Origin of the sequence: Streptomyces sp. NPDC004658 (genome assembly GCF_040609555.1) — a bacterium.
In the GTDB taxonomy this organism is placed as follows: Bacteria; Actinomycetota; Actinomycetes; order Streptomycetales; family Streptomycetaceae; genus Streptomyces.
Map to the genome: position 1 here is coordinate 18,146 of NZ_JBEXKG010000009.1, position 14,743 is coordinate 32,888.

At 71.7% G+C, this 14,743-nt stretch carries 11 protein-coding genes; 4 read left to right on the plus strand and 7 right to left on the minus strand.

Features of this window, described 5'->3' with window-relative positions:
- Window positions 1-2 precede the first annotated feature (2 nt).
- The 4 genes from ABZV94_RS05975 to ABZV94_RS05990 are packed head-to-tail and all read right to left on the minus strand — an operon-like array spanning window position 3 to window position 5,576.
- On the minus strand, window positions 3-863 hold the full coding sequence (locus tag ABZV94_RS05975; RefSeq protein ID WP_356337646.1) for a 2Fe-2S iron-sulfur cluster-binding protein: 861 nt from the start codon (window positions 861-863) through the stop codon (window positions 3-5).
- Window positions 860-2,683 (minus strand): NADH-ubiquinone oxidoreductase-F iron-sulfur binding region domain-containing protein, encoded by a 1,824-nt coding sequence (locus tag ABZV94_RS05980; protein WP_356337773.1) that lies wholly within the window; start codon window positions 2,681-2,683, stop codon window positions 860-862. The genes ABZV94_RS05975 and ABZV94_RS05980 overlap by 4 nt, the downstream gene beginning before the upstream one ends.
- A 5-nt stretch (window positions 2,684-2,688) precedes the next feature.
- On the minus strand, window positions 2,689-4,608 hold the full coding sequence (locus tag ABZV94_RS05985) for a molybdopterin-dependent oxidoreductase (RefSeq protein ID WP_356337648.1): 1,920 nt from the start codon (window positions 4,606-4,608) through the stop codon (window positions 2,689-2,691).
- Window positions 4,605-5,576 carry a 2-dehydropantoate 2-reductase gene (locus tag ABZV94_RS05990; RefSeq protein ID WP_356337650.1) on the minus strand — a complete coding sequence of 324 codons (972 nt, stop codon included), beginning with the start codon at window positions 5,574-5,576 and terminating at the stop codon, window positions 4,605-4,607. The genes ABZV94_RS05985 and ABZV94_RS05990 overlap by 4 nt, the downstream gene beginning before the upstream one ends.
- A 260-nt stretch (window positions 5,577-5,836) precedes the next feature.
- On the opposite strand from ABZV94_RS05990, the gene ABZV94_RS05995 reads away from it, so the two are divergent.
- From ABZV94_RS05995 to ABZV94_RS06010, 4 genes are all read left to right on the plus strand, one after another.
- Window positions 5,837-7,165, plus strand: a complete 1,329-nt coding sequence (locus tag ABZV94_RS05995) for an OFA family MFS transporter (RefSeq protein WP_356337652.1) — start codon at window positions 5,837-5,839, stop codon at window positions 7,163-7,165.
- Window positions 7,140-7,268 carry a hypothetical protein gene (locus ABZV94_RS06000; protein ID WP_356337655.1) on the plus strand — a complete coding sequence of 43 codons (129 nt, stop codon included), beginning with the start codon at window positions 7,140-7,142 and terminating at the stop codon, window positions 7,266-7,268. The genes ABZV94_RS05995 and ABZV94_RS06000 overlap by 26 nt, the downstream gene beginning before the upstream one ends.
- A 137-nt stretch (window positions 7,269-7,405) precedes the next feature.
- A complete protein-coding gene (locus ABZV94_RS06005; protein ID WP_356337657.1) occupies window positions 7,406-8,353 on the plus strand; it encodes a beta-ketoacyl-ACP synthase III in 948 nt (315 codons plus the stop codon).
- 182 nt (window positions 8,354-8,535) lie between these two features.
- On the plus strand, window positions 8,536-9,213 hold the full coding sequence (locus ABZV94_RS06010) for a GntR family transcriptional regulator (protein ID WP_356337660.1): 678 nt from the start codon (window positions 8,536-8,538) through the stop codon (window positions 9,211-9,213).
- Between the two features lie 474 nt (window positions 9,214-9,687).
- Here the strand turns inward: ABZV94_RS06010 and ABZV94_RS06015 are convergent, their stop codons facing one another.
- The 3 genes from ABZV94_RS06015 to ABZV94_RS06025 all read right to left on the minus strand — a co-directional run bounded on the left by ABZV94_RS06015 (window position 9,688) and on the right by ABZV94_RS06025 (window position 14,740).
- Entirely contained in the window at window positions 9,688-11,088 is a 1,401-nt protein-coding gene (locus ABZV94_RS06015) for an OFA family MFS transporter (RefSeq protein ID WP_356337662.1), read from the minus strand.
- Window positions 11,089-11,090: 2 nt separating this feature from the next.
- The gene (locus ABZV94_RS06020; protein ID WP_356337664.1) at window positions 11,091-12,479 is read right to left on the minus strand and encodes an OFA family MFS transporter; all 1,389 of its coding nucleotides are present in this window, start codon (window positions 12,477-12,479) and stop codon (window positions 11,091-11,093) included.
- A 116-nt stretch (window positions 12,480-12,595) separates the two neighbouring features.
- Window positions 12,596-14,740, minus strand: a complete 2,145-nt coding sequence (locus ABZV94_RS06025; protein WP_356337666.1) for an acetate--CoA ligase family protein — start codon at window positions 14,738-14,740, stop codon at window positions 12,596-12,598.
- Between the last annotated feature and the right edge of the window lie 3 nt (window positions 14,741-14,743).

Sequence of the window (14,743 nt, forward strand, 5' to 3'; positions counted from 1 at the left end):
GATCAGCCCCGGTTCTGTACGTGCTGGTAGCCGAAACGGCCCTTGATGCAGAGGTTGCCGTGGGTCACCGGGTTGTCGTGCGGTGAGGTGACCTTCACGATCTCATTGTCCTGCACATGGAGGGTGAGTGTGCAGCCCACCCCGCAGTACGCGCAGACCGTGGTCGTCTCCGTCTGCCGCGACTCGTCCCAGTCACCGGCCGCCCGCAGGTCGAACTCCCGCTTGGCGGACAGCGCCCCGGTGGGGCACACCTCCACGCAGTTGCCGCAGAACACGCAGGCCGAGTCGGTCAGCGGCGCGTCGTGCTCCACGGCGATCCGCGCGTCGAAACCCCGCCCGGCGACCGAGATCGCGAAGGAGTTCTGCCACTGGTCGCCGCACGCGTCGACGCACTTGTAGCAGAGGATGCACTTGGCGTAGTCCCGCACGTACAGCTCGTTGTCGATCTTCGGCTCGTCGTTCAGGCGGGCCGCGTCGGCGCCGAAACGGTCCGGCTTCGCCTCGTACTCCTCGATCCACCCGGCGGCCCGCGGCGTGGTCGACAGGTCGGCGGAGGAGGCCAGCAGCTCCAGGACGATCTTGCGGCTGTGCCGGACGCGCTCGGTGTCCGTGCGCACCTCCATGCCCGGCTCGGCCCGGCGCGAGCAGGCCGGCACCAGTGTCCGCGACCCCTCGACCTCCACCACGCACACCCGGCAGGCGTTCTTCGGGCGCAGGGTGTCGCCCTCGCAGAGCGTCGGCACGTCCTTGCCCGCGGCCCGGCAGGCGTCGAGGACGGTGGCGCCCTCGGGCACCCGGGCCTCCTGCCCGTCGAGCGTGAACTCGACCAGCCGGCGCGGCACTCCGAGCGGTATCGCTGTCATCTGTAGGCCCCCAGACGGTCGATGGCGGATTCCACGGCGTTCCACGCGGTCTGTCCCAGACCGCAGATCGAGGCGTCCCGCATCGCCCGGCCGACCTCCCGCAGCAGGGCGATGTCGTCCGCGGCGCCCGCGCCGGTGCGGTCCGCGATCCGGCGCAGCGCCTCCTCCTGGCGCACGGTCCCGACCCGGCAGGGCACGCACTGCCCGCAGGACTCCTCCCGGAAGAACCGGGCGATGCGCAGCAGCAGCCGGGGCAGCGGCACGGTGTCGTCGAAGGCCATCACCACCCCCGAGCCCAGCGTGGTGCCCGCGTCCCGGGTGCCTTCGAAGGTGAGCGGGAGGTCCAGCTCGTCGGGCCGTACGAACCCGCCGGCCGCCCCGCCGAGCAGGACCGCCCGCAGCCCCGCGCGCACCCCGGCCAGGGTCAGCAGCTCCCCGAGCGTGGCGCCGAACGGCAGCTCGTACACCCCGGGCCGGTCCACGCTGCCGGAGACGCAGAACAGCTTCGGCCCGGTGGAGCGCGCCGTGCCGATGGCCGCGTACGCCGGGGCGCCCATCGTCAGGATCGGCAGGACGTTGACCAGCGTCTCCACGTTGTTCTCGGCGGTCGGCTTGCCGAACAGGCCCTTCTCCACGGGGAAGGGCGGCTTGCTGCGGGGCTCGCCGCGGTGGCCCTCGATGGAGTTGAACAGGGCGGTCTCCTCACCGCAGATGTAGGCACCCGCGCCGCGCCGGATCTCGATGTCCAGGTGGTAGCCCTGGCCGAGGATGTCGTCGCCGAGCAGACCGCGGGCCCGGGCCTGGTCGATCGCGTGCTGCACCCGGCGCACCGCCCGCGGGTACTCACCGCGGATGTAGACGAAGGCCCGGTGCGCGGAGACCGCGTACGACGCGATCGTGATCGCCTCCACCAGCGCGAACGGATCGCCCTCCATCAGCACCCGGTCCTTGAAGGTCCCGGGCTCGGACTCGTCGGCGTTGCACACCAGATAGTGCGGGTGGTCCGGCTGGGACGCCGTTGCCTGCCACTTGCGGCCGGTGGGGAAGGCGGCGCCGCCGCGCCCGACCAGGCCCGCGTCCGTCACCTCCCGGATCACCCCGGCCGGGCCGAGCGCGAAGGCCCGGCGCAGGGCCGCGTAGCCGCCGTGCGCCCGGTAGTCGTCCAGCGAGGCGGGGTCCACCACACCGACCCGGCGCAGCAGCGTCAGCGACGGGTCCCCCGCCTGCGGCACCGCCGCCGCGGCCGGCGGCTCCTTCGGCGCCGCGTCGGGTGCGCTCGCCGCGGCGACGGCCTCCGCCACGGACGCGGGCGCCGACACCGCCGTACGCACCGGGTCGCCCGCCCGGACCGCGAGGGCGGCCGGAGCGCGTTCGCACAGGCCCAGGCAAGGGGCGCGCTCGACGCTCACCCCGGCGCCGGGGCCGAGCCGCCCCTCGACCCCGGCGCACACCTCCTCCGCGCCGGCGGCCAGGCAGGCCAGGTCGGTGCACACGTGCAGCACCGTCGCGGGGCGCGGGCGGACGGAGAACATGGCGTAGAAGGTGGCCACCCCGTACGCCTCCGCCGGCGGCACGGTCAGCCTGCGGCACAGATAGCCGAGGCCGCCCTCGCTGATCCAGCCGACGCGGTCGTTGAGGGCGTGCAGCCCCGGCAGCAGCAGATCGCGCCGGTCGCGGGCCGCCCGGCCGCCGCGCGCCCACCGCAGGTCGGCGTCGGTGCGGTCGGCGCCCTCCCAGGCGGATTCCGGGGGGCCCAGCAGCGCGTCCACGGCAGCGCGTTCCTCGTCCGTCGGTTTGCTGTCGCCGAAGTGCAGGTCCACGAAGGTCACCTCACATAGGTCACTGCGGGCAGCTTCTCGATCCGGATCGCCGACGCCTTGAACTCCGCCGTCCCCGCGATCGGGCAGTTGGCCTCGATGGTCAGCTGGTTGGTGTCGACCTCGTCGGGAAAGTGCATGGTCATGAAGGCGAGGCCGGGGCGCAGGGCCGTGTCGATCCACACGGGGGCCACGACCGAGCCCCGCCGCGAGGACACCCGCACCTCCTCGCCGACGACGACGCCGTACCGCTCGGCGTCCTCCGGGCACAGCTCGATGTACTCGCCGCGCCGCAGGGGCGAGGCGAAACCACCGCTCTGCACACCGGTGTTGTAGGAGTCCAGCCGCCGGCCGGTGGTGAGCCGGATCGGGTACTCCTCGTCCGTGAGGTCCACCGGCGGATCGTGCTGCACCAGCCCGAACGGCGCCGGCCTGCCCCGCCGCCCGGGGTCCGGCTCCCACAACCGCCCGTGCAGGAAGGGCGGTTCGAGTTCCTCGGTGCTCGGGCAGGGCCACTGGATGCCCTGGTGCTCCTCCAGCCGGCGGTACGTCATCCCGTAGTGGTCCGGGGACACCGACCGCAGCTCGTTCCACACGGCCTCCGCGTCGGCGTACTTCCAGTCGTGGCCCAGCCGGGCGGCCAGCGCGCAGATGATGTCGATGTCCTCGCGGGCCTCACCGGGCGGGGTGACGGCCCGCCGCACCCGCTGCACGCGCCGCTCGCTGTTGGTCGTGGTGCCCTCGGTCTCCGCCCAGCCGGCGGTCGCGGGCAGGACCACGTCCGCCAGTTCGGCGGTCCTCGTGAGGAAGATGTCCTGGACGACGAGGAAGTCCAGCGCCTTCAGGCGGCGTACGGCCTGCTCGCTGTCGGCCTCGGACTGGGCCGGGTTCTCCCCGACGCAGTACACCGCACGCAGCCCGCCGTCCTCCATCGCCTCGAACATCTCCGTCAGGTTCAGCCCGTAGTGCGGCTGGATGACGGTGTCCCAGGCCGACTCGAACTTCAGCCGGACACCGGGATCGAGGATGTCCTGGAAGCCGGGCAGCCGGTTGGGGATGGCGCCCATGTCGCCGCCGCCCTGCACGTTGTTCTGCCCGCGCAGCGGCTGGAGCCCGGAGCCGTAGCGGCCGACATGCCCGGTGAGCAGGGAGAGGTTGATCAGCGCGCGGACGTTGTCGGTGCCGTTGTGGTGCTCGGTGATGCCGAGGGTCCAGCACAGCTGGGCGCGTTCGGCACGGGCGTAGGCGTGGGCCAGCTCCCGGATGGCGCGGGCCGGTACGCCGGTCACCTTCTCGGCCAGGGACAGGGTCCAGGGCTCGACCAGCTTGCGGTACTCCTCGAAGCCGGTGGTCGCCCGCGCGACGAACGCCTCGTTCACCAGCCCGGCGCGGATGATCTCCCGGCCGATCGCGTGCGCCATCGGGATGTCGGTGCCGACGTTCAGCCCGAGCCAGCTCTCCGCCCACTCGGCGGTGGAGGTCCGGCGCGGGTCGACGGCGTACATGCGGGCGCCGTTGCGGATGCCCTTCAGCACGTGCTGGAAGAAGATCGGGTGCGCGAAGCGGGCGTTGGAGCCCCACATCACGATGACGTCGGTGTGCTCGATCTCCTCGTACGACGAGGTGCCGCCGCCGGAGCCGAACGCGGCCGACAGCCCGGCGACGCTGGGCGCGTGACACGTCCGGTTGCAGGAGTCGACGTTGTTGGTGCCCATCACCACCCGCGCGAACTTCTGCGCCACGTAGTTCATCTCGTTGGTGGCGCGGGCGCAGGAGAACATTCCGAACGCGCCCCGGTTGCGCTCCAGGCCCCGGGCGGCGCGGTCCAGCGCCTCCTCCCAGGTCGCCTCCCGGAACGGCTCGTCACGGGAGTCGCGCACCAGGGGGTGCGTCAGCCGGGTGTAGGTCTTCGGTTGCCGGTTCCTCATGCGGCGCTCCTCAGCGCGAGCAGGTCCGAGATGGCGTGCACGGTGCGCAGGGTGGGCACCTCCACGCCGGTGATCTCCGCGAGTTCGACGACGGCGGCGAGCAGCACGTCCAGCTCCAGCGGCTTGCCGCGCTCCAGGTCCTGGAGGGTGGAGGTGCGGTGGTCGCCGACGCGTTCCGCACCGGCGAGCCGGCGTTCGATGGAGACGCCCACCTCACAGCCGAGGACCTCGGCGACACAGAGCGTCTCGCGCATCATCGTCTCGATGACCCGGCGGGTGCCGCCGTGCCGGCACATCTGCCGCATGGTGGCCCGGGCCAGGGCGCTGATCGGGTTGAAGGAGATGTTCCCGAGCAGCTTGAGCCAGATGTCGTTGCGCAGGTCCGGTTCCACGGGGCACTTCAGCCCGCCGGCCTGCATGGCCCCGCTCAGCTCCAGGCAGCGCGCCGAGACGCTGCGGTCGGGCTCGCCGAGGGAGAACCGGGTGCCCTCCAGGTGCCGCACCACGCCGGGCGCCGCGAGTTCCGTCGCCGCGTAGACGACGCAGCCGACGGCCCGTTCGGGGGCCAGGACCGCGCTGACGGCGCCGTCCGGGTCGACGCTCTCCAGGCGGTGGCCGTCGTAGGGGCCGCCGTGCCGGTGGAAGTACCACCAGGGGATGCCGTTCTGCGCCGCCACCACCGTGGTGCGCTCGTGCAGCAGGGGTGCGATCAGCGGCCCGCACGCCGCGTACGCGGTGGCCTTCAGGCCCAGGAAGACGTGGTCGACCGGGCCGACCTCGGCCGGGTCGTCGGTGGCGTGGGGGTGCGCGGTGAAGTCACCGCGCGGGCTGACCACGCGCACGCCGTGCCGCCTCATGGCCGCGAGATGCGGTCCACGGGCGATGAGGTGCACGTCGGCGCCGGCGCGGTGGAGCGCGGCACCGACGTAGGCGCCGATGGCACCGGCGCCGAGGACTGCGACTTTCACAGGGACGCTCCGTTCGGTTTGAGGGATACCGCGGAGGTGAGGACCGGAGCCGACGGAAACGTCGGCTGAATCCTGTCGACGAAATATTGTCTACAGTATGGAGTTGGTGTCAGCAAGGGTGCGCGCGCCGACCGTTGCAGGGTTCGCGCGGCGAACCCGGGCTCGCACGGCGACCGTTGAGCGCAGTACGCATACCGTTCACCGCATACGGTCGACGGCCGGCTTCTCAACTCCCGGGCCCCGCCCTACCGTCCGGCGTCATGAGCAGCCCCCCTGTCGCACCCCCGGGCTGGAGCCGCTGGCTGGTCCCGCCCGCCGCCCTGTCCGTCCACCTCTCCATCGGCCAGGCGTACGCCTGGAGCGTCTTCAAGCCGCCGCTCGAATCCGCGCTGGGTCTCGACGGCACCCAGAGCGCGCTGCCCTTCCAGCTGGCGATCGTGATGCTCGGGCTGTCGGCCGCGTTCGGCGGCACGCTCGTCGAGCGCAACGGGCCGCGCTGGGCGATGACCGTGGCCCTCGTCTGCTTCTCCTCCGGCTTCCTGATCGCCGCGCTCGGCGCGGGGACGAAGCAGTACTGGCTGATCGTCCTCGGCTACGGCTTCGTCGGCGGGATCGGCCTCGGCATCGGCTACATCTCACCCGTCTCCACCCTCATCAAGTGGTTCCCGGACCGGCCCGGCATGGCCACCGGCATCGCCATCATGGGTTTCGGCGGCGGCGCGCTGATCGCCTCGCCGTGGTCGGCCCAGATGCTCCAATCCTTCGGCTCCGACCACGACGGCATCGCCCTCGCCTTCCTGGTGCACGGGCTGTCGTACGCCGCCTTCATGACCCTCGGCGTCCTCCTGGTCCGTGTGCCGCGTACCGGGAAGCCCGTCGAGAGCGCGCCGAGCGCCGTCGAGGGCGTGCAGGTCTCCGCCCGCGAGGCCGTGCGCACCCCGCAGTTCTGGTTCCTGTGGGTCGTGCTGTGCACGAACGTGACCGCGGGCATCGGCATCCTGGAGAAGGCCGCGCCGATGATCACCGACTTCTTCGCGGACGGCCCCACCCCCGTGTCGGCCTCGGCAGCGGCCGGTTTCGTCGCGCTGCTGTCGGCCGCCAACATGGCCGGCCGCATCGGCTGGTCCTCCACCTCCGACCGAATCGGCCGCAAGAACGTCTACCGCGTCTACCTCGGCGTCGGCGCGCTGATGTACCTGCTGATCGCGCTGTTCGGGGACACGTCCAAACCGCTGTTCGTGCTCTGCGCGCTGGTGATCCTCTCCTTCTACGGCGGCGGCTTCGCGACGATCCCCGCCTACCTGAAGGACCTCTTCGGCACCTACCAGGTCGGTGCCATCCACGGCCGGCTGCTGACCGCCTGGTCCACGGCCGGCGTGCTCGGGCCGCTGATCGTCAACTGGATCGCCGACCGGCAGCAGGCGGCCGGCAAGCACGGCCCGGCGCTGTACGGGCTGTCGTTCGGCATCATGATCGGCCTGCTCGTCGTCGGCTTCGTCGCCGGCGAACTCGTCCGTCCCGTCCACCCCCGCCACCACCTCACCGCCCCGAAGGAGGCCGCGGATGTCCAGCGACAGCAGCCCGCCTAGCCGCAGGGGCCTGATCGCCTTCGCCTGGCTGTGGGTGGGCACCCCCCTCGCCTACGGCCTGTACGAGCTGGTGCGGAAGGCGACACAGCTGTTCACCGGGTGAAAGAGCCGGGCGTCCGGGGGCCTGAGCGAAGCCGACAACCCGGGCGCCCGATTCCTGTGGCTTCACCTGCCGTCGTACTCGCGAGTCACTGATCAGACTGTGGATCCCGTTACCCACGGCACGAGGGGATACCCGGCATGAACGGCTCGCGCATCGCCGCCATCGGTCACTACCAGCCCGCCAAGGTGCTCACCAACGACGACCTGGCGGGCATGGTCGACACCAGTGACGCGTGGATCCGCAGCCGGGTCGGCATCCGGACCCGGCACATCGCCGGCCCCGACGAACCGGTCGACGAACTGGCCGCGCACGCCGCCGCCAAGGCCCTCGCGGCGGCCGGACTCGCGCCCGCCGACATCGACCTGGTGCTGGTGGCCACGTCCACCGCGATCGACCGTTCCCCGAACACCGCCGCCCGGGTGGCCGCCCGCCTCGGCATCCCGCGGCCCGCCGCGATGGACGTCAACGTCGTCTGCGCCGGCTTCACCCACGCCCTCGCCACCGCCGACCACACCGTCCGGGCGGGCGCCGCGACCCGGGCGCTCGTCATCGGCGCCGACAAGATGTCCGACGTCACCGACTGGACCGACCGCAGCACCTGCGTCCTCGTCGGCGACGGCGCCGGGGCGGCCGTGGTGGAGGCCTGCGGGCCGGACCGGGAGCCCGGCATCGGGCCGGTGCTGTGGGGCTCGGTGCCGGAGATGGGGCACGCCGTGCGGATCGAGGGGACACCGCCGCGGTTCGCGCAGGAGGGGCAGAGCGTCTACCGCTGGGCCACCACCCAGCTCCCGGCCATCGCCCGCCAGGCCTGCGAGAAGGCCGGGCTGGCCCCCGAGGACCTCGCCGGGGTCGTGCTGCACCAGGCCAACCTGCGGATCATCGAGCCGCTGGCCGAGAAGCTCGGCGCCGTGCGCGCGGTGGTCGCCCGCGACGTGACCGAGTCCGGCAACACCTCGGCCGCCAGCATCCCGCTCGCCTTCTCCAAGCTGGCCGAACGGGGAGCGCTCAGCACGGGCGACCCGGTGCTGCTGTTCGGTTTCGGCGGCAACCTGTCGTACGCCGGTCAGGTCGTGCGGTGCCCGTAGCGGCGCGGTGCGCAGACGAGCCACAGGGGGCTCAGATGCGTACTCGGCTGGATTGTCTCGTGCTTCCGCACGCCTGGTGATGAATACTGTGCACCGTAGACTGTAGACGAAAGACAATCGATACTGAGCCGAAGCGAGCGTCTCAGGGCCCACGCGTCAGACCTGCTCAGGAGGGGACCGCGATGTTGTCGACCGGACTGCCGCAGGGGGCGGTGCCCAAGCTGGAACGCCCCGGCCCCCTGCGCGAGCGCGTCTACGAGGCGCTGCTGGAACTCATCACCACCCGCGCTCTGCAGCCCGGCCAGCACCTCGTCGAGAGCGAACTCGCCGGACACCTCGGCGTCTCCCGGCAGCCCGTGCGCGAGGCGCTCCAGCGGCTCAACACCGAGGGATGGGTCGATCTGCGGCCCGCCCAGGGCGCGTTCGTCCACGAGCCGACCGAGGAGGAGGCCGACCAGCTCCTCACGGTCCGCACCCTGCTGGAGGCGGAGGCCGCCCGGCTGGCCGCCGCGCACGCGGACAGCGCCGGCATCACCGTGCTGGAGGAGCTGTGCGCCGAGGGCGAGACGGCGGTGGCGGCCGAGGACGTGGACCGCGCGGTCGCCCTCAACGCGGCCTTCCACGCCAAGGTGATGGAACTGGCCGGCAACACCGTCCTCGCCGGACTCGCAGCCCAGGTGGACCGGCGGGTCCGCTGGTACTACACGCCGGTGGCCCGGCAGCGCGGCCGGCAGTCGTGGCGCGAGCACCGCGAACTGATCACCGCGATCGCCGCCCGTGACGAGGCGCGCGCCACCCGGCTGATGCGCGAACACACCGAGCACACCCGGAGCTCGTACCACGAGCGGAACGCGACCTGACCGTCCGTCTTCGAGAAGGGCAACCGCGGGGGGGGGGGGGGACGGGGAGCGGATCGCGAGGTGGGTGACGTCTCCGCCGTGGGTTGGCTGTGGTCGTGCGGGGGCGGGGCGTGAGGTGGGTGGTGTCCTCGCCGGGGGGTGGCCGCGCGCTTGTACCCCGAGCGTGATGCGACCTGGCCGTGCGTCGTCGCGGCGGGCCGCCCGGGGTGGTGGCGGTAGGGGAGCGCGAGTCGGGTGGGGTCTCCGCCGCGGGGTGGCCGCGTTCGTGGCACGAGCGGAGCGCGAGCCGGGCGGTGTCCTCACCGAACGTCGGCCCCTCCCGTACGACGGGCGGGACGCGGCCTGTGTGGCGGGCGGCCGGCCAGGAGCCGTCGGCCCGGTGGGCAGCCGCACGCGGAGTTCCCCCTCCGGGGCCCGACGAGCGGGCCGGGAGGGGGAACACCGGTTGCGCCGTGCAGAGGGGGAGCGGGGCGGTCAGGTGGCCGGGTGCGGCTTCGCGGCCGGTACCGGCTCGCCGCCACGGGAGCGGCGGCCCGGCTGGCGCAGCAGGAGCGCGAGCGCCGCCGCCACCATCGAGACCCCGCCGGCCAGCGCGTAGGCGCCGTCGTAGCCCCAGGCGCCGACCACCATGGAGCCGAGGCCGCCGCCGAACAGGCCGCTCACCAGCTTGCCGCTGTACACCAGGCCGTAGTTGGTGGCGTTGTAGTTCTCGCCGAAGTAGTCCGGGGTCAGCGCGGCGAACATCGGGTAGAAGGCGCCGCCGCCGAAGCCGGAGAGGAAGGCGAAGAACAGGAACAGCCACTCGCTGCGGACGTCACCGGCCCAGATGACCCCGAACTGGGCGAGTCCGAGGACGACGATGACGAAGACGAGGGTCGTCTTGCGTCCCCAGCGGTCCGACAGCCAGCCCACGACACCGCGGCCGATGCCGTTGATGACCGCCATAACGCCCATGGAGGACGCCGCGACCAGCGGGCCGAAGCCGACCTCCTTGGCGAAGTCGACCTGGAAGGAGATCCCGAAGATCGACACACCGGCGGTCATCACGATGGAGATCCACATCAGGGGCAGCATCCCGGTGCGGATGGCCTCCTTGGGCGTGAACTGCCGTACGGCGGGCGGGTTCTTCGCCAGCGACCGGGCGTTCTTGCTGTCACCGGAGAAGGCGAGCGGGTCGATGTCCGCGGGCCACCAGTTCTTCGGCGGGTCCTTGAAGAAGAACGCCGAGGCGAACACCACGATCATCACGTAGACGCCGATGAGGTCCAGGACCCGGTGGTAGTTCTCCGTGTCGAAGGCGTAGTTGAAGATGAAGATGAACGGCAGCGAGCCGTAGGCGAAGCCGCCGTTGACGAAGCCCGTGCGGGCGCCGCGCCGTTCGGGGAACCATTTGCCGACCATGTTGATGCACGTCGCGTACACCAGCCCGGCGCCGATGCCGCCGATCACGCCGAAGCCGAGGATCGCCAGCCACACCTCGCCCAGATGGGACAGGGCCAGGAAGCCGACCAGGCACAGACCGGAGCCGGTGTACATCGCGCGGCGGGCCGTCAGGATGCCCTTCTCGCGCAGCCAGCCCGCCGGGAAGGCGATGCCGGCCTGGAAGAACACCCAGACGCTGAGGATCCAGAAGGTGTTGGACTGGGTCCAGCCGTGCGCGTGCGAGAGGGTGTCCTCCGCGGAGCCGTACGCGTACTCGAAGACGCTGATCGCCATCATGGCGATCCACGGCAGGTAGACCATGAGCTTGCGGGAGTGGCCGAGGATGTCCCGGTCGGTCTCGCCCACGCGGTAGACGCGGCCGTGCGAGTCGGTCACCTCGCGGTAGGGACGTGGTGCGGCGTGCAGGTCGGCCGAGAGTGGATCTGCCGTCATGCTTATGCCATCTCCTCACCGAGGGGGTGCGGGTTGGGGACGATGCGCCGGGCCTTCGGCCTGCCCGGGGCCTTCAGGAAGAGCGCCAGCACCGCGGAGGCCAGCCCGACCGAGCCCGCGAGGACGAACGCGCCGTGGTAGTCCCACGCGTCGACGACGACCGCGCCCAGGCCCGAGCCGACGAGCCCGGAGACGAGCTTCGAGCTGTAGACCATCCCGTAGTTGGAGGCGTTGTTGTTCTCGCCGAAGTAGTCCGCCGTCATGGCCGCGAACAGCGGGAAGATCGCCCCGCCGCCGAAACCCGAGACCATGGAGCACAGCAGGAAGAACGGCATGCTGCCCGTCTGGCCGGAGACCAGCACACCGAACTGCGCCGAGCCGAGCACGACGCACACGATGATCAGCGTGTGGCGGCGCCCGTAGCGGTCGGATATCCAGCCGATGACCCCGCGACCGGTGCCGTTGACGATGGCCTTCAGGGACATCGCCGTCGCCACGATCCCGCCCGCGAAGCCCATGTCCTTGCCGAACGGCACCTGGAAGGCGATGCCGAAGATATTGATCCCGGCCGTGCACAGCAGACAGAACCACATCATCCACAGAACAGGGGTACGGGCCGCCTCCTTGGGGGTGTACTGCTTCACCGCCGGCGGGTTCTTCTCCAGCGCCCGCCGGATCTTCGGGTCCTGGGTCACCGTGAGCGGGTCGACGTGCGCGGGCCACCAGTTCTTCGGCGGGTCCTTGAAGAACCAGCCGGCGGACGCCACCACCAGGCACAGTCCGACCCCGACCGTGACCAGCACACCGCGGTAGTTGCCCAGGTCCAGGTACGACGTGAACAGGAACACGAACGGCACCGAGCCGTAGGCGAACCCGCCGTTGACGAAGCCGGTCTTGCCGCCCTTGCGCTCCGGATACCACTTGCCGACCATGTTCACGCAGGTCGCGTAGACCAGGCCGGCGCCGATGCCACTGCACATGCCGAAGCCGAGGTAGGCGACGGCGACGTGCGGCGCGTACGCCAGGGACAGATAGCCCAGCAGCGTGCCGACCGCGCCGAGCAGCATCGCCGTACGGGCGGGCAGCCGGCCGCTCTCCCGCAGCCGCCCCGCCGGGAAGGCCACGGCCGCCTGGAAGAACACCCAGACGCCCATCAGCCAGAAGATGTGTCCGCTGCTCCACAGATGCGCCTCGTGGAGCGTGTCCTCCGCCGACGTGAACGCGTACTCGGCGGAGCTGATGCCCATCATGCCCACCCAGGGCAGGATGACCATCCAGGTGCGTCTGCGGCCCATGATGTCGATGTCGGACTCGCCGACCCGGTACACGCGTCCGTTCCGGTCCGTCACTTCCCGGTACGGCACGGACGTCGCGCAATCGGTCGTTCTCATCGCTCACCCCTTGCGTCGAAAGTTCTGGCCAGCGCCCCCTGTCCCATGCCTTTCGTGCGCAGACGGGTCCCGGGTCCGGCCGGCGCGCACCGCCGGCCGGCCCCGTTCCGCTCAGCTCATGAACCGCCTCCCAGGAGTCCGGCCGCCCGGGCCCACCGGTACTTCGCGCCGAGCACCGCCACCGGCTTCTCGGTCGTGTACGGATACGCCACGACCCCCCGCTCGAACAGGTACTGGCAGGCCTCCTCCACCTCCACGTCACCGGCCAGCGACGCCACGACCGGCTTCTCGACGCCCCGCTCGCGGAACTCGGCGACCACGCGCGCGGTGAGTTCGGCGAACACCATCGGCGGGGTGACGATGGTGTGCCAGTAGCCGAGCACCAGGGCGTGGATGCGCGGGTCCTCCAGGCCCAGCCGGATCGTCGCCTCGTACGTCGACGGCGGCTCGCCCCCGGTGATGTCGACGGGGTTGCCGGCCGCGCCGAACGGCGGGATGAACCGGCGGAACGCCTCGTCCAGGTCGGGCGGGATCTCCATCAGGGACAGCCCGTTGTCCGTCACCGCGTCCGACAGCAGCACACCGCTGCCGCCCGCACCGGTGATGATCACCACGTTGTCCCCCTTCGGAGTGGGCAGCACCGGCAACGCGCGCGCGTACTCCAGCATGTCGTTCAGGCCCGGCGCCCGGATGACCCCGGCCTGCCGGAGGATGTCGTCGTAGACCGCGTCGTCGCCCGCGAGCGCGCCGGTGTGCGAGCCGGCCGCCTTCGCGCCCGCCGCCGTACGGCCCGCCTTCAGCACCACGACCGGCTTCTTCGGCACGGTCGCGCGGGCCGCCTCCACGAACGCCCGCCCGTCCTTGAGGTCTTCGAGGTGCATGGCGATGCACTCGGTGTGCGGGTCCTCGCCGAACCAGGTCAGCAGGTCGTCCTCGTCCAGGTCCGACTTGTTGCCGAGGCCGACGATCGCCGACACACCCGTCTTGGTGGTGCGGGCGAAGCCGAGGATGGCCATGCCGATGCCACCGGACTGCGAGGTCAGCGCCACCCCGCCCTTGACGTCGTACGGCGTGCAGAACGTGGCGCACAGGTCCTGCCAGGTGGAGTAGTAGCCGTAGATGTTCGGTCCGAGCAGGCGGATGCCGTGCCGCTCGGCGATCGCCACGATCTCCGCCTGGAGTTCGTGCTCGCCGGTCTCCGCGAAACCGGAGGGGATCAGGACGGCGTTGGGGATGCCCTTGCGCCCCACCTCCTCCAGGGCCGCGGCGACGAAGCGGGCCGGAATGGCGAAGACGGCCACGTCCACCTCGCCCGGCACGTCCGTGACGCTCTTGTACGCCTTGCGGCCCAGGATGTCGTCGGCCTTGGGGTTCACCGGGTGGATGTCCCCGGCGAAACCGCCGTCGACCAGGTTGCGCATCACCGAGTTGCCGATCTTGCCGGGCTCGTTGGAGGCGCCGATCACGGCGACGGAGGCGGGCTGCATCAGCCGCCGCATGGACGCGAGGATCTCCTCGCGCGTGTACGTCCGCCGCGGTGCCGGCTGCCGTTCGGCGAGCAGGATCCGGATGTCGGCGGCGACCGCGCCCTCGGCCGTCGCGATCACCGGATTGAGGTCCACCTCGGCTATCTCCGGGAAGTCCGCGACGAGTTGGGACACCCGGCGGATCTGTTCGGCCACCGCCCACCGGTCCACACCGGCCTGGCCGCGGACCCCGCGCAGGATCTCCGCCGACCGGATGGAGTCGAGCATCGACAGCGCCTCGTCGGCGGAGACCGGCGCGAGGCGGAAGGTGACGTCCTTCAGCACCTCGACCAGCACGCCGCCGAGCCCGAACGCCACCACCTTCCCGAAGGTCGGATCGGTGACCGCGCCGACGATCACCTCCTGGCCCGCCGGCAGCATCTCCTGCACCAGCACGCCCTCGATCCGGGCCGCGGCGTCGTAGGCGCGCGCGTTCTCCACGATCCGGTGGAACGCGGCCCGTACGCCGGCCGCGCCCTCCACCCCCACCACGACCCCGCCCGCCTCGGTCTTGTGCAGGATGTCCGGCGAGACGATCTTCAGCACCACCGGCCCGCCGAGACGCGCCGCCGCGGCCACCGCCTCGTCCACGTCGGTCGCCAGTTCCTCGCCCGGTACGGCGATCCCGTACGCCTCGGCGACCAGCCGGCCCTCGGGCGCGGTCAGCGCCGTACGGCCCCCGGCCCGCACCGACTCCAGCAGGGACCGCACCCGCAGTACCCGGTCCTCGGCCATCAC